We start from the raw sequence: 24,365 nt of genomic DNA on the forward strand, positions 1-24,365 counted from the left end.
ATACCGGTCCGATCCACAAGTCCTGCTTGTACGTCGGGCGGTGTCAGGCCTCCCCGACGAGGCGGGCGTAGGCTGCGGCCGCCGTCGGCACCGCGGGCACCCCCGCGGGTCGCTCGGGCCGGTCGACCACGACCACGTCGATCCCGAGCTCCCGCGCCGCGGCCAGCTTGGCCGAAACCAGGTCCCCGCCGCTGTTCTTGGTCACGAGCACATCGATCCCGTTCGCGCGCAGCAGCGCCCGCTCGGAGTCCTCCGTGTACGGGCCGCGGTCGCGGAGCAGCTCGTGCCGCGGCGGCAGGGCGCCCGACGGCGCGTCGACCACGCGGATCAGGAACCACCAGTCCTCGAGCGCCGCGAACTCGCCGACGTCCTGGCGGCCGGTCGTGAGCATGGCGCGTCCGCCGCCTCGGCGCGACAGGGCTTCCGCCGCGGCGGCCACCGTCGGCACCCGGGTCCAGTGGTCGCCCGCGACCGGCGTCCACTCCGGGCGGACCAGCGCGAGCACCGGCACCGCCGCCGCCTCCGCCGCGAGGGCGGCGTTGCGGGAGATCGTCGCCGCGAACGGATGCGTCGCGTCCACGAGCACGTCCACGCCGTCCTCCGCGAGGAACGCCGCCAGGCCCGACGGTCCGCCGAACCCGCCGATCCGCGTCTCCCCCACCGGTAGGCGCGGATTCGCCACTCGGCCGGCCAGCGAGCTGAGCACCGTGAACCGCGGGTCCTCGTGCAGGAGGCGGGCCAGTTCGCGGGCCTCGGCGGTCCCGCCGAGGACCAGCACGCGCGGCATCAGTGGCTCGCCCCCGGGGCGCGCAGGCGGCGCGCCGAGTACAGGTAGCTCTCCTCGAAGGCCTCCGCGTCCAACACCTTGCCGACGAAGATCACCGCGGTCTTCGTGATCCCCTCCGCCGCGAGGCGCTCCGGAAGCTCCGCGAGCCGGCAGCGGACGATCCGCTCGTCCTCGCGGCTGGCGAAGGCCACGACCGCCACGGGGCAATCGGAGCCGTAGTGCGGCAGCAGGTCCTCGGTCAGCGCCTGCGCACGGTGCGCGGCGAGGTGCAGGGCCAGCGTCACCCCGGTGCGGGCCAGCGAGGCGAGGTCCTCCCCCGCGGGCATGTCCGTCGAGAGCGTCGAGACACGGGTGATGAGCAGCGACTGGCCGACGCCGGGCACCGTCAGCTCCCGGCCGAGCGCGGCGGAGGCGGCGGCGAAGGCGGGCACGCCGGGGACGATCTCGTACGGCACGCCGGCCGCGTCGAGCCGGCGGGCCTGCTCCGTGAACGCGGAGTACAGCGAGATGTCGCCCGAGTGCAGGCGCGCCACGTCGAGACCCGCCTCATGCGCCGCGACCAGCTCGTCGACGATGTCCGGCAGCGGCATCCGCGCCGTGTCCACGAGCTTCGCATCGGGCGGGCACCGGTCCAGCATCTGCTGCGGCACGAGCGATCCCGCGTACAGGCAGACGGGGCAGCGCGCGAGCAGCTCCGCGCCGCGCAGCGTCAGCAGGTCCGGGGCGCCGGGACCGGCTCCGATGAAGTAGACGGTCACGCATCACCTTTCACGAACACCCATTGCACGATCGGCCGGCGAGGCTGCCACGCGGTGCCCCCACCCAGGGGCGCGAGGTCCGCGACGGTGCAGCTGCGCAGCTCGCCGCCGTACCGGGCCCGCAGCGCCGCGGCCAGGGCCTGGCCCTCGACGGTGACGGTGTTCGCCACGAGCCGCCCGCCCGCGGGCAGCACCCCGACGCACGCCGCGGCGAGGGTCTCGGTGAGGCCGCCGCCGACGAAGATCGCGTCGGGCATCGGCAGGTCCGCGGTGAGGTCCGCCGTGTCGCCGACGACCACCTCGACGGTCACGCCGGCCCGGGCCGCGTTGCGCGCCACCCGCTCGGCCCGGTCCGCACGCCGCTCGACGGCGACGACGGAGCCGCCGCCCTGCAGCGCCCAGGTGATCCCGACGGAACCCGAGCCCGCGCCGAAGTCCCAGATCCAGCCGGGCGTCGGGCGCAGGGCCGCCACCGTCATGGCGCGGACATCGGCCTTGGTGATCTGGCCGTCGTGCTCGAAGGCGAACTCCCCCGCCGGACCGGCCGGTTCGAGCGCGACCACGTTGAGGTCGTCGATGCGCAGGTTCTTCCGGAACGGGCGGACCTTCTCACGGGGGCCGCCGAGCTGCTCCAGGACCGTCGTCGTCGCGGCGAGGCCGGCGTCGCGCAGCAGTTCCGCGAGGAGCGCCGGCGTGGTGCCGGACTCGCTGAGGACGAGGGTCCGCCGCCCGTCGCGGACGGCGCGGACGACCGGCGACGGGTCCCGCGCCACCGTGGAGACGACCGTGACCTCCTCTGCCGGCCAGCGCAGGCGGGCGCAGGCCAGCGCGAACGACGACAGGTGCGGGATCACGTGCAGGTCGAGCTCGGGACGGCGCCGCGCGATGGTCGCGCCGACCCCGTAGAACATCGGGTCGCCGCTGGCCAGCACGTGCACCCCGTCGGCGAGGTCGTTGATCGCGGGCAGCAGCGGCGAGGGCCACGGCCGCGCGGCCCTCTCGGCCAGCTCCTTCGGCAGGAACTCGAGCTGCCGGGGCGCGCCGTGGATGACGGTCGCGTCGAGCAGGGCGCGGCGCGCACCGTCGGTCAGCCCGGGCCAGCCGTCGGCGCCGATGCCGACCACGGTCACCGTCATCGCGGCATCCGCCGCCAGACGGCCTGCGGGACGAACCGCAGCCCGGCGTACAGCGGGCGCAGCACCGGCGGGATCCAGACGACGCGGCGGCCGCGGCGCAGCGCGTGCACCGTCGCCTCGGCGACCTGGGGCGCGGTGCGACTGAACGGCGCGGGCTTCACCCCGGACGCCATGAGCTCGCGCGTCATCGCCCCGACGATGAATCCCGGGCGGGCGAGCAACACCTGGATCCCGCTGCCGTGCAACGAGTCGGTGAAGCCCTGCACGAAGCCGTCGAGGCCCGCCTTGGTGCTGCCGTAGACGAAGTTGGCCTTGCGCACCCGGACGCCGGCGACCGACGAGAAGGCGACGATGGCGCCCCGGCCGCCGTCCCGGTCGTCCTGGGCGCGCAGCAGCTTCGCCAGCCCCAGCAGGATGGACACCTGCGCCACGTAGTCGGTCTGCGCGATCTGGACGGCGTGCGTGGGATCGGCCTCGGCCCGGGCCTGGTCGCCGAGGATGCCGAAGGCGACGACCGCGACGCCGATGCGGCCGAACCGGTCGGCCACCTCGTCCAGGAAGGCGGCGTGCCGCTCGGTGCGGTCCGCGTCGAACTCGATCGGGAAGACGCCGGTGGCGCCGACCTCGCGCAGCGCCGCGATCTGCTCGTCCAGATACTCCGAACGGCGGGCCGCGAGGATCACGTCGCGGCCCGGTGCGATGCGCCGCGCCACCTCCAGGCCGACCTCGCTCCGGCCGCCCAGGAGGAGCACCGCGCCGTCGGGAATCCTGTCCGCACTCACCGGACCAGACTAGACGCGCGGCACCCCGCTACCGTGACGGTGTGCCGAACGACCGCCCTGTCCTCAATCCCGACGCCTTCGCCTTCGTGACCGACCGTCACCTCGCGACGCTGAGCACCCTGCGCGCCGACGGGACGCCGCACACCGTGGCGATCGCGTTCACCTACGACCCCGCGACCGGGGTCGCGCGCGTCATCACCTCCGGCGACAGCCAGAAGGCGCGCAACGCGGGCCGGGGCGGGTACGCCGCGCTGACCCAGGTCGACGGTGCCCGCTGGCTCACCCTGGAGGGGCCGGCGCGGGTCCTGACCGATGTGGAGTCGGTGCGCGACGCCGAGGCCCGCTACTCGGTGCGCTACAAGCCGCCGCGGGAGAACCCGAAGCGCGTCGTGATCGAGATCGACGTGACCCGAGTTCTGGGATCGAGCACGCTCCGCGGTTGACGGACGGGAGCGGCTACCGCGCGGGGATGTTCCCGTCCATGTCCTCCAGCGACTTGCCCTTGGTCTCGGGCACGAACCGGTAGACGAAGAAGAGCGACAGCAGCGCGAAGGTCGCGTACAGCCCGTAGGCCAGCGTGAGATTGCCCTCCATCTTCGGGAAGGTCACCGTGATGGCCCAGTTGGCCGCCCACTGCGCCGCCGCGGCCAGCGAGAGGGCCGCGCCGCGGATGCGGTTGGGGAACATCTCGCCCAGCAACACCCACACCACCGGGCCCCAGCTCACGCCGAAGAAGATCACGAACAGGTTCGCCGCGACGAGGGCGAGGACGCCCACCACGCCGGTGAGCGAGGGCTTACCGTCGACGATCTCCGCGGTGCTGAAGCAGACCGCCATCGTTGCGAGCGAGAACGCCATGCCGATCGAGCCGATGAGCAGCAGGGGCCGGCGGCCGATCCGGTCCACCAGCATGATCGCGACGATGGTCACGATGACGTTGACGATCGAGGTGAAGACGCTGATCAGGTTCGACTGCGACTCCTTGAAACCGACGGCCTGCCAGAGCATGTTCGAGTAGTAGAAGATCACGTTGATGCCCACGGCCTGCTGGAAGACCGACAGCAGCAGGCCGACCCAGACGATCGGGTAGATGCCGCCGCCGGGTCGGACCAGGTCGCGCCAGGAGTGCTTCTCCTCGCCCGCGAGGCTCTGCTCGATGCGGGTGACGGTGATGTCCATGTTCTTCTCGCCGAGCAGCATCGTGAGGACCTTCCGGGCCTCGGGGATGCGGTGCCGGGACACCAGGTAGCGCGGCGACTCGGGGATCATCGTCGACGCCACGCCGTAGACGATCGCGGGGATCGCCATCACCAGGAACATCCACCGCCACGCCTCCAGCCCGAACCAAAGGTCGTTCGACGCGCCGCCCGCGAGCGAGGCCAGCAGCCAGTCGACCAGCAGCGAGAGGAAGATGCCGAGCACGATCGCCATCTGCTGCAGCGATCCCAGCCGTCCGCGGATCCGGGCCGGCGAGACCTCCGCGATGTACGCGGGCGCGATCACCGACGCCACGCCGACGCCGACGCCGCCGACCACGCGGAACAGGATGAGTATCCAGGTGTGGGTGGCGAAGGCGCATCCGATGGCGCTGAGGAAGAACAGCACCGCCGCGACCTGCATGACGCGCAGGCGGCCGATCCGGTCCGCGATCCGGCCCGCCGTCATGGCGCCGGCGGCGGCGCCCAGCAGCGCGGACGCGACGGCGAAGCCGAGCGTGTAGCCGTGGATGTCGAACCGGCCCTCGATCGCCTTCGTCGCGCCGTTGATGACGGCGCTGTCGTAGCCGAAGAGGAGGCCGCCCATCGCGGCGACGATCGCGATCTGGACGACGCGGCTGCTGTTGCCCTCGCCCTCCTCGAAGATCGAAGGGCCATCGGCCGTGCTGCCGCCGCCGTGCGTCATGATGCCTCCGGTGTGTAGCTCCTAGAGGATCGTCAAGCTGTGGGGCCGGGTGTTCACGCTCTCGCAGCCGTCCTCGGTGACGATGACGATATCCTCGATCCGCGCTCCCCACCGGCCACTGAAGTAGATTCCCGGCTCGATCGAGAAGGCCATGCCCGGTTCGACCGGAATGTCGTTGCCCGCAACGATGTAGGGCTCCTCGTGGACGGACAGTCCGATGCCGTGCCCGGTTCGGTGCAGGAAGTACTCCCCCAGGCCCGCGCCGGCGAGCAGGTCCCGGCCCGCGGCGTCGATCGCCTCGGCGCTCACACCTGGCCGCACCGCCTCGACGGAGGCGCGCTGCGCCCGCTCCAGCAGCGCGTACTGCTCGGCGACCTCCGCCGCCGGCTCGCCCATCGCGTAGGTGCGCGTGCAGTCGGAGTTGTAGCCCGACGCCAGCGGGCCGCCGATGTCGACGACCACGATGTCGCCCGCCTCGACGACGCGGTCCGAGACCTCGTGGTGCGGATCGGCGCCGTGCGGGCCCGAGCCGACGATGATGAACGCGGCCTCGGTGTGCCCCTCCTCGACGATGGCGGCCGCGATGTCGTCGGCCACCTCGCGCTCCGTGCGCCCGACCTTGAGGAAGTCGCCGACCCGGGCGTGCACGCGGTCGATCGCGGCGCCCGCGGCCCGCAGCTCGTCGAGCTCCGCCGAGTCCTTGATCATCCGCAGCCGGCGCAGCACGCCGGTCGCCAGGCCCACGCTCAGGCCCCGGTCCAGCAGCGGCACCAGGTGCAACGCGGGCACGGCGTCGGCGACGGCCACCGTCGACGCCCCGGAGAGGAGGCCGAGGACGAGGGCGTACGGGTCGTCACCGTCGACCCAGTCGTGGATGGTGAGCTCGACCCCGGCCGCGCCGAGTCCGGGTACCGAGGAGTCCTTGAGGATCGCGAGCTCGAGGCGCGGGACCACCAGGCCGAAGCCGGCGTCGGTGATCACGAGGGCGGTGAGGCGCTCGAAGGACTCGCTGACGATGCCGGTGAGGTACGCGAGATCGGGCCCGGGCGTGATGACGAGCGGGGTGCCCACCGCGGTCGCGAGCTGCTGGGCCCGGGTGAGACGGGTCGCGTACACCGAGGCGGGAAAGGACTGGGGGTTACTCATGATCCGATTGTGACACGATGATTCCCGTGACGAACGACGCGCGCCCACTGATGCTGCTCGACTCCGCCGGGCTCTGGTTCCGGGCCTTCTACGCGATCCCCGACAAGGTGAAGGCCGACGACGGCCGCTCGGTGAACGCGCTGCGCGGCTTCCTTGACATGACCTCGCAGCTGATCACCACGCATCGGCCCGGACGGCTCGTGGCGTGCCTCGACCTGGACTGGCGCCCCGCCTTCCGCGTGGAGCTGCTCCCCACCTACAAGACCCATCGCGTGGCGGAGGAGGGCGACGGCAGCGCCGAGGAGGTGCCCGACACCCTCTCGCCCCAGGTGGACATGATCCTCGAAGTCCTCGACGCCGTCGGGATCGCCACGGGCGGCGCCGTCGGCCTGGAGGCGGACGACGTGCTCGGCACCCTGGCCGCGCGCGAGCAGAACGACCCGGTCATCGTGGTCTCGGGTGACCGCGACCTGCTGCAGGTGGCCGACGACACCGCGCCCGGCGTGCGGTGCCTGTACATCGGCCGCGGCATCGCCAAGGCCGAGATGTTCGGGCCGGCCGAGGTGGCGGAGAAGTACGGCCTGCCCCTGGACCGCGCCGGGGAGGCCTACGCGGAGCTCGCGCTGCTGCGCGGCGACCCGTCCGACGGGCTGCCCGGCGTGCCCGGCATCGGCGAGAAGACGGCCTCCAAGCTGTTGCTGGAGTACGGCTCCCTCGCGGCGATCCGCGAGGCCGCGGCGCGGACCCCGTCGCCGCTGGCCGCCCGGGCGGCGACGTCGATCGCCGTGTCGGCGGACTACCTCGACGCCGCCTGGGACGTGGTCTGGGTGCAGCGCGACGCGGACGTCGCGCTGTCGGGATCCGATGCGATGCCCCGGGAAGCACGCGATCCGCAGCGCCTGGCCGAACTGGCCGAGGAACTGCGGATCGGAGCGCAGGTGGAGCGCCTGCTCGCCGCCCTCGCGGGCTGACCGAACGGCCCGCGGAGAATCCCCGCGGGCCACCGGTATCAGGAGGGCGCGCCCACCTGGTACTTGCCGTTGTCGTCGAGCACCTTGACCTCGACGGTCTTCTGCTTGCCGCCGATGGTGGCGCTGCAGGTGAAGGTCTCGCCGGTCTTGACCTTGACGCCGTCGGTCTTGCAGTCGACGTCCTTGGTGTCGGTCTCGTTGTAGCTGTCGTTGAGGACCTTCGTCACGCCTTCGTTGACCTTGGCGTTGTCGAACTTCTTGCCGAAGAAGGCGCCGGTCAGCCAGCCCACCAGGACGACGATCGCCACGATCGCGATGATCGCCGCGGCGGCGATACCGACGACGAGGCCGGTCCTCGACTTCTTGGGGCCGCCCAGGCCGGGCTGCCCCGGCTGGCCGAACTGCTGCCCGAACTGCTGGCCCGCGAACTGCGCGGGCTGGCCGGGCTGCTGGCCGAACTGGTCCTGCCCGAACTGCGGGGGCTGCTGCGGCTGCGGCTGCTGGTAGCCACCGCCGAACTGCTGGCCCTGCGGCTGCGGCGGCTGCTGGCCCCACTGGCCCTGGTACTGCGGCGAGATCTGGGTCTGATCACCCGCCGGCGCGCCGAAGCCCTGCTGGCCGTACTGCGGTGCGATCTGGGTCTGATCCTGCGGCTGCTGCTGGCCGGGCTGCTGCCAGCCCTGCTGCGCCCACTGGTTCGGATCCTGCGGGTTGCTCATGTGTCCACTCCTCCCCTGTCGCCGGCCGACGGCCCGCGACGTACGCCTCTTCGGTCAAGATACCCGATCATCAGCCCGATTCCGCGACGACGCCGCGCCGGACGGCTGCGATCGCAGCGGTGGCGACGGTCGCCAACCCCGGGCGGGTGTCGAACGAGGTCTGCTTGATCTGATCGAGCAGGTCGATCACCTGCCGGCACCAGCGGACGAAGTCTCCCGCGGGCAGAGGCCGGCCGCGCTCGCCCGCCGCCAGCAGCACCGCGGCGAGGGTTCCGCCCGCGGCCCACTGGTGCATGGGCGCGACGAAACCGATGTCGGGTTCCCGGCTGGGCTCCAGGCGGTGCGCGGCCTCGGCGGAGACGATGTCGGTCCACCGGTCGGCGATTTCGCGGACGGCGGAGCGGATCGCGCCGGGCACCTTCTCGCCGGTGAGGAGCATGCCGCCGCGTTCGCCGCGGGACTCGAAGACGAGCGCGCTGACCACCGCGGCCAGCCCTGCCGGGTCGAGGCCGTCGAAGACGCCGTCCTCGATGCACTCGCACACGAGCAGATCGGACTCGCTGTAGACCCGGGCCAGGCGGTGCCCGGCCTCCGTGAGCTCGGACTCCCCGTCGACGGTCTCGATGTACCCGCGATCCCCGAGCAGCGCGACGATCCGCTCGAACGTCACAGCGAGAGAGGAGGTGGTGGCGCGGACTGTCGCCGCCGACGCCGTGACCTCGCGCTCGAGCCGGGCGTAGCGCTCGGCGAGCCGGTCCAGCTCGGGGGCGCGCTGCCCGGTGTGCGCGGGATGCGCCCGCATCCTGGCGCGCAGGTCCGCGAGCTGCGTGTCGGACGCGGCGGGGCGCGCCGCCTTCGCCTGCTGCCGCGGCGCGGAGATGTTGCTGTTGCGGAGCGTGGACGCCAGGTCGCGCTTGCCGCGGCCCGAGCGGTAGTCGGCGTTCTTCGGCACCCGGAGCGTGCCGAGAACCGCCACATCGCCCACGAAGTCGGAGGCGCCGACGCGGCCCGACCAGCTGCTCTCGGTCACCACCACCGGCTTGGGGTCGCGCCGGTCGCCGGACGGCTCCACGACGAGGGCGAGGCCGCGGCGGCGGCCACCGGTCACGGCGATGACGTCGCCGCGGCGCAGCTCCGCGAGCGCGGTGGCCGCCCCGTCGTGCCGGTCGGCGAGGTGTTCGCGGCGCAACGACCGCTCCCGGGCGCGCACGGCCTCCCGCAGCCGCACGTACTCGAGGTAGTCGGCGCCGCCGGCGGCCTCGGTGATCTGGGCGCTGAGGATCGCCAGCTCCTTCTCCCCGCGCTCGACGCGCTTGGCCAGCCCGACGACGGACCGGTCGGCCTGGAACTGGGCGAAGCTGGCCTCGAGCAGCCGCTCGGCGCCGACGCGGCCGAGGCGGTCGAGCAGGTTGATCGACATGTTGTAGCCGGGCGAGAACGAGCTGACCAGCGGGAACGTGCGCGCCCCGGCGAGCCCGGCCACCTCCTGCGGGCGCACGCCGGTCTGCCAGAGCACCACGGCGTGGCCCTCGATGTCGATGCCGCGGCGGCCGGCGCGGCCCGTGAGCTGCGTGTACTCGCCGGGCGTGAGCTCGACGTGCGACTCGCCGTTGTACTTGACCAGGCGTTCCAGCACGACGGTGCGCGCGGGCATGTTGATACCGAGGGCCAGGGTCTCCGTGGCGAAGACCGCCCGCACCAGACCCTTGACGAAGAGCTCCTCGACCGCGTGTCGGAAGGCGGGGAGCATGCCGGCGTGGTGCGCCGCGAAGCCGCGGAGCAGCGCGGCGCGCCACTCCTCGTACCCGAGCAGGTCGAGATCGGCGGGCGCGAACTCGGCGACGTGCTTGTCGACGATGCGCCCGATCTCGTCGGCCTGCGCCTGGTCCGTGAGCACGACGGGCGACCGGAGGCACTGGGTCAGCGCCTGCTCGCAACCGGAGCGGGAGAAGACGAAGGTGATGGCCGGCAGCAGGCCCTCGGCGTCGAGCAGCGCGATGACGTCGGGGCGCGGGATCGGCCGGCGGGTAGCTTGCGTGCGGCCCCGGCCGCCGGTACGCCGCCCGGTGCGGCTGTTGATGCCGGGCTCGAAGCTGCGGTCCAGCGATTCCCGCTGCTTGACGTAGCGCACCAGGTCGGCGTCGAGGACCAGGTTCTTCTGCCCGGACTCCTGGGCGGTGCGCAGGGCCTTGGTGTCGAACAGGTCGAAGAGCCGCCGGCCCACGAGCATGTGCTGCCACAGCGGCACCGGCCGGTGCTCGTCGACGATCACCTCGGTGCTGCCGCGGACCTCGGTGATCCACGCGCCGAACTCCTCGGCGTTGGAGACCGTCGCGGAGAGGCTGACCAAACGCACCTCCTGGGGGAGGTGCAGGATCACCTCCTCCCACACCGCGCCGCGGAACCGGTCCGCGAGGTAGTGCACCTCGTCCATCACCACGTGGCTCAGGCCGTCGAGGGTGGTCGAGTTCGCGTAGAGCATGTTCCGCAGCACCTCGGTGGTCATCACGACCACCGGCGCGGAGGAGTTGATCGCGGTGTCGCCCGTCAGCAGCCCGACGTTGTGCGCGCCGTAGCGGGCGGTCAGCTCGGCGTGCTTCTGGTTCGACAGCGCCTTGATCGGCGTCGTGTAGAAGCACTTGGTGCCGCCGGCCAGGGCGAGGTGGACGGCGAACTCGCCGACCACGGTCTTGCCCGCGCCCGTCGGGGCGCACACGAGCACGCCGCGGCCCTGTTCGAGCGCGCGGCAGCCCTGGACCTGGAACGGGTCGAGGGTGAACTCGAGGGCTGCGGTGAAGCTGTCGAACTCAGAGGACGTCATCGAACCCCGAACGCGGGATCGACGTGCGCGTCAGCTTGTCCGGTTGCCCGACGGGGGCCGGGGCGGCGAGGGCGCTGCCCGACGGGCCCGTGGACGCGCCGATCGGCTGCGGGGCCGACGGTGCCGGCGACGCCGCCTCGTCGTCGAGCTCGCCCGTCCAGGCGTCCGCGCCGACGCTGCGCTTGGCCTTGCGGCGGTCGTGGAAGCGGGCGAACTGGATCGACAACTCGAGCAGCACGGCGAGCGCCGCGCCCAGCGCGAGCATCGTGAACGGATCCCCCGACGGAGTGATCACGGCGGAGAAGATGAACATCGACAGGAGCAGACCGCGGCGCCACTTCACCAGCTTGGCGTAGGGCAGCACGCCGACCAGGTTCAATGCCACGATGAACAGCGGCAGTTCGAAGCTCACGCCGAAGATCGCCATCACCGTGAGCACGAAGCTGAAGTAGTCCGGGCCCTGCAGTGCCGTCACCTGGGTCTCGTTGCCGACGGTGAGGAAGAAGCTGAACGCGCTGGTGATCATGAAGTAGCCGAGCACCGCGCCGCTGACGAACAGGGTGCCGGCCAGGGTGACGAAGGTCGCGGTGTAGCGCTTCTCGTTGCGGTGCAGGGCGGGAACGATGAACGCCCAGATCTGGTACAGCCACACCGGGCACGCCAGCAGCACGCCGGTGGCGACGGCGACCTTCAGGCGCAGGTTGAACTGGTCGAAGACGCCGGTCGCGAGCAGCCGGCACTCACCATCGCGCGTGATCTCGGCGCGCGAGGTGGCCGGGAGGTCGCAGTACGGGCCCGTGAGCAGGTGGCCGGTCGAGGGCAGGCCGAACGGGCCGTGGCTGTACCACCAGAAGCCGACGATCGACGTGAGGACGATCGCGGCCAGCGACCACAGCAGCCGGGCCCGGAGCTCGTAGAGGTGCTCCACGATCGACATCGTGCCGTCGGGATTGACGACGGCACGACGACGACGCGGATCGAACGGGATCTTCAAAGGGGCAGGCGGCTACGCCGACTTGTGATCGGCCTCGGACGGCTGCACCGTCTGGACGTCGATCGGCTGGTCGGTGACCTGCGCCTGCGGCTTCGGGGCGGCGGCCTTGCTGTCACCCTCGGTCTTCATCTCGTCCATCTCGCTCTTGAAGATGCGGAGCGACCGCCCCAGCCCGCGTGCTGCGTCGGGGAGCTTCTTGCCACCGAACAGGATCAGCAGGACGACGGCGATGACGATCCATGCCCAAGGAGAATGGGTGAGCCCCATGATGCTGCCTCACTAACTTCGCGAATATCTCTTCTGAGACTACCGGACCGCGTCCACCCCGACCGACCGCTGACGGCCCGCCGGACATGTCCACTTCATGAATAGTTGGCAAGACCGGCGGCCGCGCGGTCGGCGACGGCGTCGGCCAGGGACTGCGGGCCGCGCACCGTCAGCTCCCCGCCGAAGCTGAGCACGAACCGCACCATCCAGGCCTCGGTCGCGTACTGCATCGTCGCGGTGACCGGGCCGCCCGGCTCGTCGGCGAGCACCGTGAACGGGTGGTACTCGAGCGCCCAGGCGGCGCCGGGCCCGACCTCGAGCGTGGCGGTGGTCAGCTCGTCCGCGGCGGCACCGTCGAACAGGCCCGATGCGGGCTCGACGTGCTGCGGCACCGACGCGGCCTCGTCGAGGACGACGACCTCGTCGATCCGGTCGAGCCGGAACATCCGCAGGCCCTCGCTGCTGCGACACCAGGCCTGCAGGTAGCTGTGCCCGGCGAAGGTGTCGAGGGCGATGGGGTCCACGTCGCGCTCGGTGGCCGCGTCCCGGGTGGCGGAGTAGTAGCGCAGGTGCAGCGCGCGGCCGTCGCGCAGGGCACCGCGGACGGTGCTCGCGATGGCGGCGACGGGGCCGGCGTCCTGCGCACCGTCGATCGAGGCGACGGTGTCGCGGCCCGCGCCGGCGACGGCCGCCTCCAGCTTGGCGATGGCCCGCAGCACCGCGGCCGGGTCCGCGACGCCTGGCGAGTCGGCCAGGGCGCGCAGCGCGAGCAGCAGCGACGCGGCCTCGGGGCCGGTGAGCTTGAGGGGGCGGTCCAGGTTCGCGCTGAACTCGATGTCGACGCCGGCCTCGTCGTAATCGATCTCGATGAGGTCGCCGGGGAACATGCCGGGCAGCCCGCACATCGTCAGCCCCGTGATGTCCTTGCGCAGCTGCGCGACGGTGACGCCCAGGTCGGCCGCGGCCCGCTCGAGGTCCGCGTCCGGATGCGTGCGGAAATACGGGATCACGTTGAGCCAACGCGCCAGGCGCTGCATCTGCCGGCTCGGCTGCTTCGACTGCGTGCTCATCGCTCCCCCACCAGTGCCGTGAGTCGCTCGACGACGGCGTCGCGCAACTGCTGCGGCTCGAAGACCACCGCATCGGGCCCGAGTCCGCTGACCTCGCGGGCCACGGCGTCCACCGACCGCATCTCCACCGTCAGCTCCGTGCCGGGCCGGCCCCGGAAGTCACCGTCGGCCTGGGTCGAGGCGAGGCGGCGCAGCCCGTCGCCCTTGCCCTGCGCGACCCACAGCCGGGCCGTGCCGACCGGATCGCGCTCGGCGACGGTGGCCACGACGTGCGCGTGCAGGTCGAAGCCCTCCGGCGGCCGGACGGTGGCGGGGCTGCCCGTGACCGAGCCGCCCCGGACGCGGCTGAGCTTGAAGGTGCGCACCGCGTCGCGCGCGACGTCGTGCCCGACGGCGTAGGCGCTGCCGCGGAACGTGACCACGCCCCACGGGTGGAGCGTGCGGTCGACGTACGGCTGCGCCGGATTGGCGCGGTGCTCGAAAGTCACCTGGCGGCGCCGGTCGACGCCCTCGAGCATGGCGAGGAGCGCACCCTCCGCCCCGCGGTCGGGGGCGATGCCGGGGCTCACGCCCGCGCCCGGGCCGTCGACGTCCAGGCCGCCCGCGCGCAGCTTCTGCACCGCGGACTGGGCGGCGGCGGACAGCTCCGGCGACTGCCACAGCGCCGAGGCGACGGCCACCGCGGTCGCCTCCTCGGGATCGAGGTCGATGTCGCCGAGGGCGTACTCGTCGAGGGCGATGCGGTAGCCGACGGCCGAGTTGATCCGGGAGACCGGAGCCACCTCGATGGGGACCCCGAGTTCGCGCAGGTCGGCCTTGTCGCGCTCGAACATCCGCTCGAAGGCCTCGTCGTCCGAGTCCGGGTCGTACCCGAAGACGTTCGCCCGGATGTAGTCCCGATCGAGCGGGCGTTGCGTGTACAGAAGGCATATCACCAGGTTGGTGAGACGCTCGATCCGCGAAGTTGCCACCTGTCGATCTTACGTTCTATGCGCGTGCTCGGCCCGGATCGACGCGATGTCGCGTCACATCGACGCGATCAGGCGCTCGACGCGCTCGTCGACGTTGCGGAAGGGGTCCTTGCACAGCACGGTGCGCTGCGCCTGGTCGTTGAGCTTGAGGTGAACCCAGTCGACGGTGAAGTCGCGGCCGGCGGCCTGCGCCGCGGTGATGAAGTCGCCGCGGAGCTTCGCGCGGGTGGTCTCCGGCGGGTTCTTCACGGCGGCGTCCACGGCCTCGTCGGTGGTCACCCGCGCGGCCAGCCCGCGCCGCTGCAGCACGTCGAAGACGCCGCGGCCGCGCTTGATGTCGTGGTACGCGAGATCGAGCTGCGCGATCTTCGGATCGGACAGGTCCATCGAGTACTTGTCCAGGTAGCGCTGGAACAGCTTGCGCTTGATGACCCAGTCGATCTCGGTGTCGATGCCGGAGAAGTCCTGCGACTCGACGGCGTCGAGGGTCCGGCCCCACAGGTCGACGACCTTCGCGAGCTGCTCGTCGAGCTCGCGCGTGGCGAGGTACTCGACGGCCTTGCCGTAGTACTCGCGCTGGATGTCGAGGGCGCCGGCCTGTCGGCCGCCCGCGAGCCGCACCTCGTGGCGGCCCGTGGTGTCGTGGCTGACCTCGCGGATCGCGCGGATCGGGTTGTCGAGCGAGAAATCGCGGAACTGGACGCCCGCCTCGATCATCTCGAGCACGAGGTGGGCGGTGCCCACCTTGAGCATCGTGGTCGTCTCGGACATGTTCGAGTCGCCCACGATCACGTGGAGGCGGCGGTACTTCTCGGCGTCGGCGTGCGGCTCGTCCCGGGTGTTGATGATGGGCCGGCTGCGGGTGGTGGCGCTGGAGACGCCCTCCCAGATGTGCTCGGCGCGCTGGCTCAGGCAGTAGGTGGCGTTCTTCGGCGTGAGCAGCACCTTTCCGGCGCCGCAGATCAGCTGCCGGGTCACCAGGAAGGGCAGCAGCACGTCGGCGATGCGGGAGAACTCGCCCACGCGGCCCACGAGGTAGTTCTCGTGGCAGCCGTAGGAGTTGCCCGCCGAATCGGTGTTGTTCTTGAACAGGTAGATGTCGCCGCCGATGCCCTCGTCCTGCAGCCGCTGCTCGGCGTCGAGCAGCAGGTCCTCGAGGACACGCTCGCCCGCCTTGTCGTGCGTGACGAGCTGGAGCACCGAATCGCACTCCGCGGTCGCGTACTCGGGGTGGCTGCCCACGTCGAGGTAGAGGCGCGAGCCGTTCTGCAGGAAGACGTTCGAGCTGCGGCCCCACGAGACCACGCGCCGGAACAGGTACCGGGCGATCTCGTCGGGGCTCAGTCGGCGGTGACCGTGAAAAGTACACGTGACACCGAACTCGGTCTCGATTCCCATGATTCGCCGCTGCACGTGACGAACACTACCTCTCGACGAGTCCGCCGTGGTCATGCCTCTGTTCGGTGCGGCGTGCGCCTGATCCCGTCGAGGACGAATCCGAGGTGGCGCCGCCACGCCCCGTCGTCCTCGGGGTGCAGCGCGATGATGTTCGCGACCGCGACCATCAGGGTCCCCAACTCGTCGAACCCGAAGTCGTCGCGGAGCACGCCGGCGACGTGGGCGCGCTCCAGGACCGCGAGCACCGCACTCCCCGCCCGGCCGCACTCGGCGACCAGGTCCACGGTGCCGATGGACCCGCGCGCGACGGCCTCGTTGACCGCGCGGTCGCGCGCCTGGGCGGAGATCAGCGCGTCGAGGAAGGTCGCGAAGGCGGTCCACGCATCGGGTTCGGCGGCGGACTCCGCGGCGATCGCATCGATCCGTGCCATGCGGTCGGGCAGCACCGCGTCGACCAGTTCGCCGCGGTCGGCGAAGTGGTTGTACAGGGTTCCGATACTGACGCCGGCCCGCTTGGCGATCTGTTCCAGCGGCACGTCGACGCCCTGATCGGCGAACGACAGCCTCGCGGCGTCCACCAGTTTCTGCCGATTGCGCACCGCGTCCGCCCGAGGAGACATGCCCCCAGCCTAGCAATCTTGAGGAACGCCTCAACTTCTGATACCAAGTTGAGTATGACCTCAACTACTGCGCAACCCGTCCTGTTCGTCGTCGGCGCCGGTCCCGGTCTCGGAATGGCCGTCGCGCGCGCCTTCGGCCGGCGCGGCCACCGCGTCGCGATCGCTTCCCGCTCGGCGGACCGTCACCCCGCGTACCTCGCCGAACTCCGCGCACTGGGCATCGACGCCGAGGCCTTCGTGGTCGACGCCGCACGCCCCGGATCCCTCGTCGACGCCACTGCCGCCGTGGTGGAGCGGTTCGGCCGGATCGACGTGGCGTACTACGGCGCGGGGGCGCCCGTCGATCTCGCGCCGATCACCGAGCTGACGCCGGAGGCCGCGACCGGCGCCCTCGGCACCGTCGCCCCCGTGGTCGAGTTCGCGACCGCCGTCCTGCCCGAGCTGCGTGCGCACGACGGTGCCCTCGTCCTCGTCGGGGGCCTGAGCAGCGTGGTGCCGATGCCGCACCTCGGGGCGCTCACCCTGGTCGCCGCGGCGTACCGCGCGTACGCCCTCAACCTGCACGCGGCCCTCGCACCGGAGGGCGTGTACGCCGGCACCCTCACCGTCGGCGGGATGATCGCGGGCGGCGATATCGCCGCTTCGGTCGCGGCGAGCTCCCCGGCGCAGGACTACTCCGCGATCACCCTGCAGCCCGGCGACCTCGCCGAGACCGTCGTCGCCCTCGTCACCGAGCGGTCCGCCCCGGAGGCCGTGGTCGACGTGATCAGCTGACCGCCGCGGCGACCGGCACCGTCGTGGGGAGCGTCCCGGTGCGTCGGCGGTGATCGACGCGGTACGCCACGATCGCGAGCGGTACGAGCGCCGCGCTGGGCACGAGGAAGGCGGCGACGAGGGCCTCGGGCGGCAGGAACTCCCCCATCGTCGCGGAGAAGACCAGGTTGAAGCCGGCGTGCGCGACGGACGTCGGCCAGATGCTCCCGGAGCCGTACCACATTGTGCTCCAGACGATCTCGAGCAGCATCGACATCAGGATCCAGAGCGGGATGAGCAGCAGGACGTCGCGCAGGGGCGGCTGGAAGCTGAAGTAGCCGACCGAGGCCAGCGGCCAGTGCCACGCTCCCCAGATCGCGCCCGTCAGCGCGGACGCCGCGGTGGGGCGGCCCCGCAGCGCGGGGAGATCGGCGATGGCACTGCGCAGGTAGGCGGTCCACCCGAACTCCTCGCCGAAGAAGACCGGCGCCAGCACCACCATGATCAGCGGGCCGAAGGCCACGGCCTGCAGGTGCGCGGGGATCCCGTCCGCGGGCATCGTCATCACGCCGGTCGCGAAGCCCAGCGGGAGGGCGATCACCAGGAGCACCAGCGGGATCGCGAGGGCGGCCAGGTACCACCGCCACTGCGCCCGGAGCTGCGGCCGCAGGCCGGCGCCCGCCATGCCCTGCCGGGTGATCCACAGGCGCACGACGAGGGCGGCGAGGGCGGGGAGGAACGCCGCGGTGATCAGCTGGATCGCCGGATCGTCCAGCGGGTGGCCCAGCCCGTACGCGGCGAACCACATCCCCCAGGACGGTACGAAGGTGAGCGCGAGGAACCAGGCGATGCCGCGCCGGTGCACAGAGGTGTCGGTCATGCCTCCAGCACACCGGATCGACGGTCCCCGGTCACGGGCGCGAACGCCCGATTCCGGGGTGGTGCCAGCGCTACCGCGTCAGCCCAACAGCTCCGCGACCCGCTCGTCCGAGAGGCGCTTGAAGGCGCGGCGCGGGCGGGTGTGGTCCAGGATCGCGACCTCGAGCTCGCCCGCGGCGAAGGTCTTCGGCTCGGCCGTCGTGGCCGACCCGTTCGACGGTGCCGGCGCGCTGAGCGCCTTCACCGCGAGCGCCACGGCGCCGGCAAGATCGAGATCGTCGGCGTAGCCCTCGGTGAGCACCGGCGTGATCGACTCGGTCTGTCCGCCCATGACCACGAACTGCTTCTCGTCGCCCACGGAGCCGTCGTAGCCCACGCGGTAGAGCCGCGAGCCGGTGTTGTCGGGCGTCCCGACCTCGGCGACGCACAGCTCCACCTCGTAGGGCTTCGCCTGCTCGGTGAAGACGGTGCCCAGGGTCGAGGCGTAGGCGTTGGTCAGCGACCAGCCGGTCACGTCGCGCCGCGAGTACTGGTAGCCGCGGGTGTCGGCGAACTGGATGCCCGCGCGGCGCAGCGACTCGAACTCGTTGTACTTGCCCACGGCGGCGAAGCCGATGCGGTCGTAGATCTCGCTGATCTTGTACAGCGAGCTCGGGTTGTCGGCGACGAAGACCACCCCGTCGGCGTACTTGAGCACCACGACGCTGCGGCCGCGGGCGATGCCCTTGCGCGCCAGCTCCGAGCGATCGCGCATGATCTGCTCGGCGGACGCGTAGTACGGGAACGTCACTGGTCGCCTCCCCTCGCCGCGATCACGCGGTCGGTCGCGGCGGCCACGTCCTCCTCGGACACCTCGACGGCGCCGTCCGCGGTGATGGCGATCGCCGTCGGATAGAGCTTGCGGAGCACGTCGGGGCCGCCGGTCGCGGTGTCGTCGTCGGCCGCGTCGAAGAGGGCCTCCGCTGCCACGTCCAGCGCACCGTCGGCCTCGAGGCCGGGACGGAAGCGCTTCTTGATCGACGACTTCGCCCACGCCGAGCCCGAGCCGATCGAGTGGTAACCCACCTCGTCGTGCCAGTCACCGGTGACGTCGTAGGACACGATCCGGCCGCGGGCCTCCGCCTCGTCGAAGCCGACCAGGAGAGGCACGGCGGCGAGGCCCTGCAGAGCGGCGCCGAAGTTGCTGCGCACCATGCCGGCCAGACGGTTCGCCTTACCCTCGAAGGTCAAGGGCACTCCCTCGATCTTCTCGTAGTGCTCGAGCTCCACCGTGAACAGCTTGACGATCTGCTTGGCGATCCCCGCGGTCCCGGCGATGCCGACCGCGGTCAACTCGTCGGTGACGAAGGTCTTGACGATGTCGCGCTGCGCGATGAGATTGCCCATGGTGGCGCGGCGGTCACCCGCGAGCAGCACACCGCCGTCGAAGGCCACGGCGACGATCGTGGTGCCGTGCGGGACATCGGGCGCACCGTCGGCCCCGGCACCCCGGCCGGGCAGCGCCTCGGGCGCCACCGCGGCGAGGTGCTCGACGAACGACGATCCGCCGTGCAGCGGCGTCACTGGCCGCCCTTCTGCACGTACGCACGCACGAAGTCCTCGGCGTTCTCCTCGAGCACGTCGTCGATCTCGTCCAGCAGATCGTCCGTCTCGTCGGTCAGCTTCTCGATGCGCTCCTGGCCGGCACCCGACGGTGCACCCGTGGCATCCTCGTCGTCTCCGCCGCCGCCACGCTTGACCTGCTCCTGCGCCATCTCGCTGCCTCCTTAGCGACCGTATCCGGGCCGCACGACCCGATGTGCCAACACTACCGGCCTACACTGCTGTCGTGGATCCGTACACGCCGCTCAACATGCCCGATCCGGTGCTCGTGAGCATCGGCGACATCCATTGCACCCGAACCGAGGTGATCACTCCGGCGGGGACGTTCCCGATCGCGGGCGCGCAATGGACGGTGACCGACCAGAGCGTGGCGACGCGGGAGATCCCCACGTGGGCGATCGTGCTCGCCATCGTCGGCGCCTTCGTGGTCTGCCTCTTCTCGCTGTTCTTCCTGCTCGCGAAGGAGGACCGCACGCAGGGATTCGTGCAGGTCACCGTCTTCGGTCCGGAGGGGCGATCGTTCACCACCAGCGTGCCCGTCCACTCCTACGCGGCCGTGCAGGACGTCTTCAACCGCGTCGGCTACGCCCGGAACCTCGCCATCGGCATGTAGCCCGACGGTCCGCCGCTACCGGCAACACTTTTCGAAGCGTTCTGCGCCTCGCAGGGCCGCCGAAACCTTCGCAGAACGCTTCGAAAAGTGTTGGTCAGCGGACGTATGCACCGTCGATCAGGCGGGGCGGAGCCGGACCACCGGGATCGGGCGCGTCGTCTTGCGCTGGTAGGCGGCGTAACGGCCGCCGTTGTTCGCGTCGGCGAGGTCCCAGAGCCGCTGGTAGTCGGCGTCGCCGGGCCGCAGCGCCTCGACGGCGGCCGGGAAGCGGTCGGTGCCGACCTGCACGTCGACGGTGCCCGCCTTGACCATGTTGTGGAACCACGCGGGGTTGCGGGGCGCGCCGCCCATGGAGGCGACCACGACGTAGTCGTCGCCGTCGCGCACGTAGGTCAGCACCGTGGTGCGGGGCTCGCCCGACTTCGCCCCGACGGTGCGCACGATCAGGCTGGGCACACCGAACAGCAGCTTGTGCCCGATGCGGCCGCCGGAACGCACGTACAGCTCGCCGTGCGCCTTGAGCACCTCCGGGAAGGCCTTGGCGTAGAGCTTCCCCACCTCGCGACCGATGTCCATGGCCCTAGCCTCGCAGAGAATCGACGAGCTCGCGCGCGGAGGCGGCGTCGTCGAGCAGCCGGCCGACGTGCTCCTTGGTGCCCCGCAGCGGCTCCAGGGTGGGGATCCGGACCAGCGACTCGGCGCCGACGTCGAATATGACGGAATCCCAGCTGGCGGCGGCGATCTCGGTGCCGAAGCGGCGCATGCACTCGCCGCGGAAGTAGGCGCGGGTCGACTCGGGCGGGGTGGTGACGGCGTCCATCACCTGCTGCTCCGTGACCAGGCGCTTCATCGAGCCGCGGGCGACGAGCCGGTTGTACAGGCCCTTGTCGAGCCGCACGTCCGAGTACTGCAGGTCCACGAGCTGCAGCTTCGACGCGGCCCAGCCGAGGCCCTCGCGCTGCCGGATGCCCTCGAGCAGGCGCAGCTTGGCCGGCCAGTCGAGCTCGTCCGCGAGCCGCAGCGGGTCGTCGGCGAGCGTGTCGAGGACCCGCACCCAGGTCGCGTGGACGTCGAGCGCGCGGGCGTCGTCCGAGCCCTCGAGGAAGCGGCCCACCCGATCGGCGTACTCGCGCTGGATCTCGAGCGCCGTCATGGTCCGGCCGTCGGCGAGCTCGAGCCGCGCGGTGAGCGAGAGGTCGCGCGAGACCTGATGCACGGCGGTCACGGGCGTGGCGAGCTGCAGGTCCGAGAGGTCGACGCCGGCTTCGATCAGGTCCAGGACCAGTGCCGACGTGCCCACCTTGAGGTACGTGGAGGTCTCGGCGAGGTTGGCGTCGCCGATGATCACGTGCAACCGGCGGTACTTGTCCGGATCGGCGTGCGGCTCGTCGCGGGTGTTGATGATGCCGCGCTTGAGGGTGGTCTCGAGACCCACCTCGACCTCGATGTAGTCGGCGCGCTGCGAGAGCTGGAAGCCCGGCTCGTCGCCGTTGGCGCCGATGCCGACGCGGCCGCTGCCGGTGAAGACCTGCCGGGTCACGAAGAAGGGCGTCAGGCCGGTGACGATCGACGCGAAGGGGGTCTCGCGCCGGCACAGGTAGTTCTCGTGCGTGCCGTACGAGGCGCCCTTGCCGTCGATGTTGTTCTTGTACAACTGCAGCGCCGGGGCGCCGGGCACCGTCGAGGCGTAGCGGGCCGCGGCGTCCATGACCCGCTCCCCCGCCTTGTCCCAGATCACCGCGTCGAGCGGATCGGTGACCTCGGGCGCGGAGTACTCGGGGTGCGCGTGGTCGACGTACAACCGCGCGCCGTTGGTGAGGATCATGTTCGCCGCGCCGATCTCGTCGGCGTCGATGATCGGCGCCGGGCCGCCGCGGCCGAGGTCGAAGCCGCGGGCGTCGCGCAGCGGCGACTCCAGGTCGTAGTCCCACCGGGTGCGCTTGGCGCGCGGCACCGCGGCGGCGGCCGCGTAGGCCAGCACGGCCTGGGTGGACGTGAGGATCGGATTGGCGGTGGGATCCTTCGGCGCGGAGATCCCGTATTCGACCTCGGTCCCGATGATGCGCTGCATGGTGCCCAGCCTATCCGGGGTGGTCCGGGCCGCTCCCGGCGGCGGCGACCAGCCGTCCGTCAGGCCGACTGCCGCCCGATCCGCCAGCGCGTCGCGGTCCACAGCACGACCGCCATCAGTGCGAGCACGCCGATCGCGATGCCCCACTGCATGGGCGTCGAGTCCCACAGCGGGTCGATCGCCTGCATCGTCGGCCGCCCGGAGACCGCGTCGATCTGCTTCTGCAGCTCAACGGTGGACGCGCTCGCCGCGAAGCCCCAGCGCGACGGGAACAGCCACGAGATCTGCTCCAGGCCCACGCGATCGTGCAGCGTGAACAGTCCGCCGCTCATCACCAGCTGCACCATGACGACCACCACGAGCATGGGCATCACCTGCTCGCTGGACCTGGCCAGCGCGGAGATCAGCAGGCCCACCAGCGTGGACACGCACGCGAGAACCGCGATGTCGATGACCAGCTCGACGGGCGCGCTGGCCAGCACCGATCCCTGCGCCGTCGACTGCTTCACACCGAGGATCACGATCGCCATCATCATGACCGCCTGGATGGTGGCCGCGACGAAGTAGACGAGCGTCTTCGCGGACAGATACGCGCCCGGTCCGAGTCCGACGGCGCGTTCGCGCTGGTAGATCGCGCGCTCGCCGACCAGGTCGCGCGAGGTCAGCGCGGCACCCATGAAGCAGGCGCCCACGACCAGCAGCACGAGGATCATCTTCGCGCCGCTGTAGCCGTCCGGGAGCGAGTACGGCGAGGCCAGGCCGTCGTCCGCGGGCACGAGCAACGTGATCCCGCCGAGCACCAGCGGCAGCAGCAGCAGGAAGATCAGGTAGGCGCGGTCGGCGAGGATCAGCCGGACCTGGCGGCGCGCGATCACGGAGAGCTGCTTGCGCACGGAGGTCTTCCGCGCCTTCGTCGGGGACGGCGGCGCACCCGTGGGCGCGGGCGGCGGCGGGGCGGGATGCGCCGACCGGTACCGCTGCCAGGCCACGTCGGGCTGCTTGGCCGCGAAGTCGAAGATCTCCGCCCAGTCGCTCGTGCCCATCGCGGCCTTCACGCCCTTCGGCGAGCCGCAGTACGCGGTCTTGCCGCCGGGCGCGAGCAGCAGCACCTGGTCGCACATGTCGATGTGGGTGAGCGAGTGGGTCACGACGATCACCACGCGGCCCGCGTCGGCCAGGCGACGCAGGGTCTGCATGACCTGCCGGTCCAACGCGGGGTCCAGGCCCGAGGTGGGCTCGTCGAGGATGAGCAGCGACGGGCCGGTGAGGAGCTCCATGGCGACGGACGCGCGCTTGCGCTGGCCGCCGGAGAGCTTGTCCACGCGGGTCTGCTTGTGCTCGGTGAGCTGCAGCTCGGCGAGCACGCCGTCGATCACCTGGTCCCGGTCGGCCTTCGACATGTCCGGCGGCAGGCGCAGCTCGGCGGCGAACCGGAGGGCCTGCAGCACGGTGAGCTGGCGGTGCAGCACGTCGTCCTGCGGCACCATGCCGATGCGGGAGCGGAGCGCGTCGAAGTCGCGGTGCACGTCGCGGCCCTCGAACTCGACCCGGCCGGCGGTGGGCGTGACGGCGCCGGAGACGACCCGGGACACCGTCGACTTGCCGGCGCCCGACGGGCCGATCACGGCCGTCAGCGTGCCTGGGGCGGCGCGGAAGTCGACGCCGTGCAGCAGCGTCTTGTTGCCGTCGACGGTGAGGGTGATGCCCTGCACCGCGAGGCCGGCGCCCGCGAACTCCTGGGCCTTCGGCCGCTCGAGCCGGCCCTGCTCGACGATGAGGTCGGAGTTGCCGACGGTGACCAGGTCGCCGTCGCGCAGGGACGTCGGTCCGGCGATGCGCCGGCCGTTGACCTGCGTGCCGTTCGCCGAGCCCAGGTCCTCGATGACCAGGCCCTGCGGGCCGGTGAGCAGGCGGGCGTGGCGCCGCGAGACCAGCATGTCGCCGATCGCGATGTCGTTGTCGGGCGTGCGGCCGATGGTCATCTGGCCGGTGCCGACGGGCCGCGCGGGCATCTTCGCCACCTGGTACAGGCCGGTGTTGCCGGCCATGGCGCGCAGGTGCGGGGCGACGTCGCCCGCCGGGCGCGGCGGGACCGGGGCCTGCTG

The 24,365-nt window shown here is 71.7% G+C and carries 25 protein-coding genes; 4 read left to right on the forward strand and 21 right to left on the reverse strand.

The genetic code is table 11. The annotated features are described in order from the left end of the window. Positions 1 to 43: 43 nt before the first annotated feature. Genes LB823_RS11090 through LB823_RS11105 form a run of 4 tightly spaced genes read right to left on the reverse strand, consistent with a single transcriptional unit; the run spans position 44 to position 3,463 of the window. Positions 44 to 787, reverse strand: coding sequence for a cobalt-precorrin-6A reductase (locus tag LB823_RS11090; protein WP_224647149.1), 744 nt, complete (start codon positions 785 to 787; stop codon positions 44 to 46). Next, positions 787 to 1,545 carry a precorrin-4 C(11)-methyltransferase gene (gene cobM, locus LB823_RS11095; RefSeq protein WP_224647150.1) on the reverse strand — a complete coding sequence of 253 codons (759 nt, stop codon included), beginning with the start codon at positions 1,543 to 1,545 and terminating at the stop codon, positions 787 to 789. The genes LB823_RS11090 and cobM overlap by 1 nt, the downstream gene beginning before the upstream one ends. After that, on the reverse strand, positions 1,542 to 2,681 hold the full coding sequence (gene cbiE / locus LB823_RS11100; protein WP_224647151.1) for a precorrin-6y C5,15-methyltransferase (decarboxylating) subunit CbiE: 1,140 nt from the start codon (positions 2,679 to 2,681) through the stop codon (positions 1,542 to 1,544). Before cbiE ends, cobM begins: the two co-directional genes overlap by 4 nt. Next, on the reverse strand, positions 2,678 to 3,463 hold the full coding sequence (locus tag LB823_RS11105; protein ID WP_224647152.1) for an SDR family NAD(P)-dependent oxidoreductase: 786 nt from the start codon (positions 3,461 to 3,463) through the stop codon (positions 2,678 to 2,680). The genes cbiE and LB823_RS11105 overlap by 4 nt, the downstream gene beginning before the upstream one ends. 41 nt (positions 3,464 to 3,504) lie before the next feature. Between LB823_RS11105 and LB823_RS11110 the strand changes: the two genes are divergently transcribed. Continuing rightward, positions 3,505 to 3,906, forward strand: coding sequence for a TIGR03618 family F420-dependent PPOX class oxidoreductase (locus tag LB823_RS11110; RefSeq protein WP_224647153.1), 402 nt, complete (start codon positions 3,505 to 3,507; stop codon positions 3,904 to 3,906). A 13-nt stretch (positions 3,907 to 3,919) separates the two neighbouring features. Here the strand turns inward: LB823_RS11110 and LB823_RS11115 are convergent, their stop codons facing one another. Continuing rightward, positions 3,920 to 5,365 carry a sugar porter family MFS transporter gene (locus LB823_RS11115; RefSeq protein WP_224647154.1) on the reverse strand — a complete coding sequence of 482 codons (1,446 nt, stop codon included), beginning with the start codon at positions 5,363 to 5,365 and terminating at the stop codon, positions 3,920 to 3,922. 21 nt (positions 5,366 to 5,386) lie between these two features. Further along, the gene (locus LB823_RS11120) at positions 5,387 to 6,511 is read right to left on the reverse strand and encodes a Xaa-Pro peptidase family protein (RefSeq protein WP_224647155.1); all 1,125 of its coding nucleotides are present in this window, start codon (positions 6,509 to 6,511) and stop codon (positions 5,387 to 5,389) included. A 17-nt stretch (positions 6,512 to 6,528) separates the two neighbouring features. Here LB823_RS11120 and LB823_RS11125 point away from each other — a divergent pair, with 17 nt between their 5' ends. Beyond that, positions 6,529 to 7,482 (forward strand): 5'-3' exonuclease, encoded by a 954-nt coding sequence (locus tag LB823_RS11125; RefSeq protein ID WP_224647157.1) that lies wholly within the window; start codon positions 6,529 to 6,531, stop codon positions 7,480 to 7,482. Between the two features lie 38 nt (positions 7,483 to 7,520). Here LB823_RS11125 and LB823_RS11130 read toward each other — a convergent pair whose 3' ends face one another. From LB823_RS11130 to LB823_RS11165, 8 genes are all read right to left on the reverse strand, one after another. Next, positions 7,521 to 8,201: a DUF4333 domain-containing protein gene (locus tag LB823_RS11130; protein ID WP_224647159.1), complete on the reverse strand. Its 681-nt coding sequence runs from the start codon at positions 8,199 to 8,201 to the stop codon at positions 7,521 to 7,523. Between the two features lie 70 nt (positions 8,202 to 8,271). Continuing rightward, entirely contained in the window at positions 8,272 to 11,022 is a 2,751-nt protein-coding gene (locus LB823_RS11135) for an RNA helicase (protein ID WP_224647162.1), read from the reverse strand. Beyond that, a complete protein-coding gene (gene tatC / locus LB823_RS11140; protein ID WP_224647163.1) occupies positions 11,009 to 12,016 on the reverse strand; it encodes a twin-arginine translocase subunit TatC in 1,008 nt (335 codons plus the stop codon). Before tatC ends, LB823_RS11135 begins: the two co-directional genes overlap by 14 nt. Positions 12,017 to 12,028: 12 nt before the next feature. Beyond that, on the reverse strand, positions 12,029 to 12,283 hold the full coding sequence (tatA, locus tag LB823_RS11145; RefSeq protein WP_224647164.1) for a Sec-independent protein translocase subunit TatA: 255 nt from the start codon (positions 12,281 to 12,283) through the stop codon (positions 12,029 to 12,031). A 95-nt stretch (positions 12,284 to 12,378) separates the two neighbouring features. Then, positions 12,379 to 13,353, reverse strand: a complete 975-nt coding sequence (locus LB823_RS11150; protein ID WP_224647165.1) for a YafY family protein — start codon at positions 13,351 to 13,353, stop codon at positions 12,379 to 12,381. Next, the gene (locus tag LB823_RS11155) at positions 13,350 to 14,324 is read right to left on the reverse strand and encodes a YafY family protein (protein WP_224647166.1); all 975 of its coding nucleotides are present in this window, start codon (positions 14,322 to 14,324) and stop codon (positions 13,350 to 13,352) included. The genes LB823_RS11150 and LB823_RS11155 overlap by 4 nt, the downstream gene beginning before the upstream one ends. Positions 14,325 to 14,378: 54 nt before the next feature. Beyond that, positions 14,379 to 15,737 (reverse strand): Pup--protein ligase, encoded by a 1,359-nt coding sequence (gene pafA / locus LB823_RS11160; protein WP_224647167.1) that lies wholly within the window; start codon positions 15,735 to 15,737, stop codon positions 14,379 to 14,381. 35 nt (positions 15,738 to 15,772) lie between these two features. Beyond that, positions 15,773 to 16,342, reverse strand: a complete 570-nt coding sequence (locus LB823_RS11165) for a TetR/AcrR family transcriptional regulator (RefSeq protein WP_224647168.1) — start codon at positions 16,340 to 16,342, stop codon at positions 15,773 to 15,775. A gap of 54 nt (positions 16,343 to 16,396) precedes the next feature. Here LB823_RS11165 and LB823_RS11170 point away from each other — a divergent pair, with 54 nt between their 5' ends. Next, entirely contained in the window at positions 16,397 to 17,116 is a 720-nt protein-coding gene (locus LB823_RS11170; RefSeq protein WP_224647169.1) for an SDR family oxidoreductase, read from the forward strand. Here LB823_RS11170 and LB823_RS11175 read toward each other — a convergent pair. The 4 genes from LB823_RS11175 to LB823_RS11190 all read right to left on the reverse strand — a co-directional run bounded on the left by LB823_RS11175 (position 17,109) and on the right by LB823_RS11190 (position 19,728). Further along, positions 17,109 to 17,975, reverse strand: coding sequence for a CPBP family intramembrane glutamic endopeptidase (locus LB823_RS11175; protein WP_224647170.1), 867 nt, complete (start codon positions 17,973 to 17,975; stop codon positions 17,109 to 17,111). The two genes, LB823_RS11170 and LB823_RS11175, sit on opposite strands and share 8 nt — an antisense overlap. A gap of 78 nt (positions 17,976 to 18,053) precedes the next feature. Continuing rightward, a complete protein-coding gene (gene prcA / locus LB823_RS11180) occupies positions 18,054 to 18,764 on the reverse strand; it encodes a proteasome subunit alpha (protein WP_224647171.1) in 711 nt (236 codons plus the stop codon). Further along, positions 18,761 to 19,537, reverse strand: a complete 777-nt coding sequence (gene prcB, locus LB823_RS11185) for a proteasome subunit beta (protein WP_224647173.1) — start codon at positions 19,535 to 19,537, stop codon at positions 18,761 to 18,763. Before prcB ends, prcA begins: the two co-directional genes overlap by 4 nt. After that, a complete protein-coding gene (locus tag LB823_RS11190; protein ID WP_224647175.1) occupies positions 19,534 to 19,728 on the reverse strand; it encodes a ubiquitin-like protein Pup in 195 nt (64 codons plus the stop codon). The genes prcB and LB823_RS11190 overlap by 4 nt, the downstream gene beginning before the upstream one ends. Before the next feature lie 74 nt (positions 19,729 to 19,802). Here LB823_RS11190 and LB823_RS11195 point away from each other — a divergent pair, with 74 nt between their 5' ends. Next, a complete protein-coding gene (locus tag LB823_RS11195) occupies positions 19,803 to 20,189 on the forward strand; it encodes a hypothetical protein (RefSeq protein WP_224647177.1) in 387 nt (128 codons plus the stop codon). A gap of 117 nt (positions 20,190 to 20,306) precedes the next feature. On the opposite strand, the gene LB823_RS11200 is transcribed toward LB823_RS11195, so the two are convergent. The 3 genes from LB823_RS11200 to LB823_RS11210 all read right to left on the reverse strand — a co-directional run. Then, positions 20,307 to 20,765 carry a nitroreductase family deazaflavin-dependent oxidoreductase gene (locus tag LB823_RS11200; RefSeq protein WP_224647179.1) on the reverse strand — a complete coding sequence of 153 codons (459 nt, stop codon included), beginning with the start codon at positions 20,763 to 20,765 and terminating at the stop codon, positions 20,307 to 20,309. Positions 20,766 to 20,769: 4 nt separating this feature from the next. Continuing rightward, positions 20,770 to 22,260 carry a depupylase/deamidase Dop gene (gene dop / locus LB823_RS11205; RefSeq protein WP_224647181.1) on the reverse strand — a complete coding sequence of 497 codons (1,491 nt, stop codon included), beginning with the start codon at positions 22,258 to 22,260 and terminating at the stop codon, positions 20,770 to 20,772. 59 nt (positions 22,261 to 22,319) lie between these two features. Beyond that, positions 22,320 to 24,365 (reverse strand): ATP-binding cassette domain-containing protein (locus LB823_RS11210; protein ID WP_224647183.1); only part of this gene is annotated, 2,046 nt, incomplete at its 5' end.

Origin of the sequence: Tsukamurella sp. M9C (genome assembly GCF_020169415.1) — a bacterium.
Lineage (GTDB): Bacteria > Actinomycetota > Actinomycetes > Mycobacteriales > Mycobacteriaceae > Tsukamurella.

Excerpts from the sequence above, each read along its gene's own strand:
- LB823_RS11090 (WP_224647149.1), bottom strand. The coding sequence starts at position 787 with ATGCCGCGCGTGCTGGTCCTCGGCGGGACCGCCGAGGCCCGCGAACTG.
- cbiE (WP_224647151.1), bottom strand. The coding sequence starts at position 2,681 with ATGACGGTGACCGTGGTCGGCATCGGCGCCGACGGCTGGCCCGGGCTG.
- LB823_RS11115 (WP_224647154.1), bottom strand. The coding sequence starts at position 5,365 with ATGACGCACGGCGGCGGCAGCACGGCCGATGGCCCTTCGATCTTCGAG.
- LB823_RS11120 (WP_224647155.1), bottom strand. The coding sequence starts at position 6,511 with ATGAGTAACCCCCAGTCCTTTCCCGCCTCGGTGTACGCGACCCGTCTC.
- LB823_RS11125 (WP_224647157.1), top strand. The coding sequence starts at position 6,529 with ATGATTCCCGTGACGAACGACGCGCGCCCACTGATGCTGCTCGACTCC.
- LB823_RS11130 (WP_224647159.1), bottom strand. The coding sequence starts at position 8,201 with ATGAGCAACCCGCAGGATCCGAACCAGTGGGCGCAGCAGGGCTGGCAG.
- LB823_RS11135 (WP_224647162.1), bottom strand. The coding sequence starts at position 11,022 with ATGACGTCCTCTGAGTTCGACAGCTTCACCGCAGCCCTCGAGTTCACC.
- tatA (WP_224647164.1), bottom strand. The coding sequence starts at position 12,283 with ATGGGGCTCACCCATTCTCCTTGGGCATGGATCGTCATCGCCGTCGTC.
- LB823_RS11150 (WP_224647165.1), bottom strand. The coding sequence starts at position 13,353 with ATGAGCACGCAGTCGAAGCAGCCGAGCCGGCAGATGCAGCGCCTGGCG.
- LB823_RS11165 (WP_224647168.1), bottom strand. The coding sequence starts at position 16,342 with ATGTCTCCTCGGGCGGACGCGGTGCGCAATCGGCAGAAACTGGTGGAC.
- LB823_RS11170 (WP_224647169.1), top strand. The coding sequence starts at position 16,397 with ATGACCTCAACTACTGCGCAACCCGTCCTGTTCGTCGTCGGCGCCGGT.
- LB823_RS11175 (WP_224647170.1), bottom strand. The coding sequence starts at position 17,975 with ATGACCGACACCTCTGTGCACCGGCGCGGCATCGCCTGGTTCCTCGCG.
- LB823_RS11190 (WP_224647175.1), bottom strand. The coding sequence starts at position 19,728 with ATGGCGCAGGAGCAGGTCAAGCGTGGCGGCGGCGGAGACGACGAGGAT.
- LB823_RS11200 (WP_224647179.1), bottom strand. The coding sequence starts at position 20,765 with ATGGACATCGGTCGCGAGGTGGGGAAGCTCTACGCCAAGGCCTTCCCG.
- dop (WP_224647181.1), bottom strand. The coding sequence starts at position 22,260 with ATGCAGCGCATCATCGGGACCGAGGTCGAATACGGGATCTCCGCGCCG.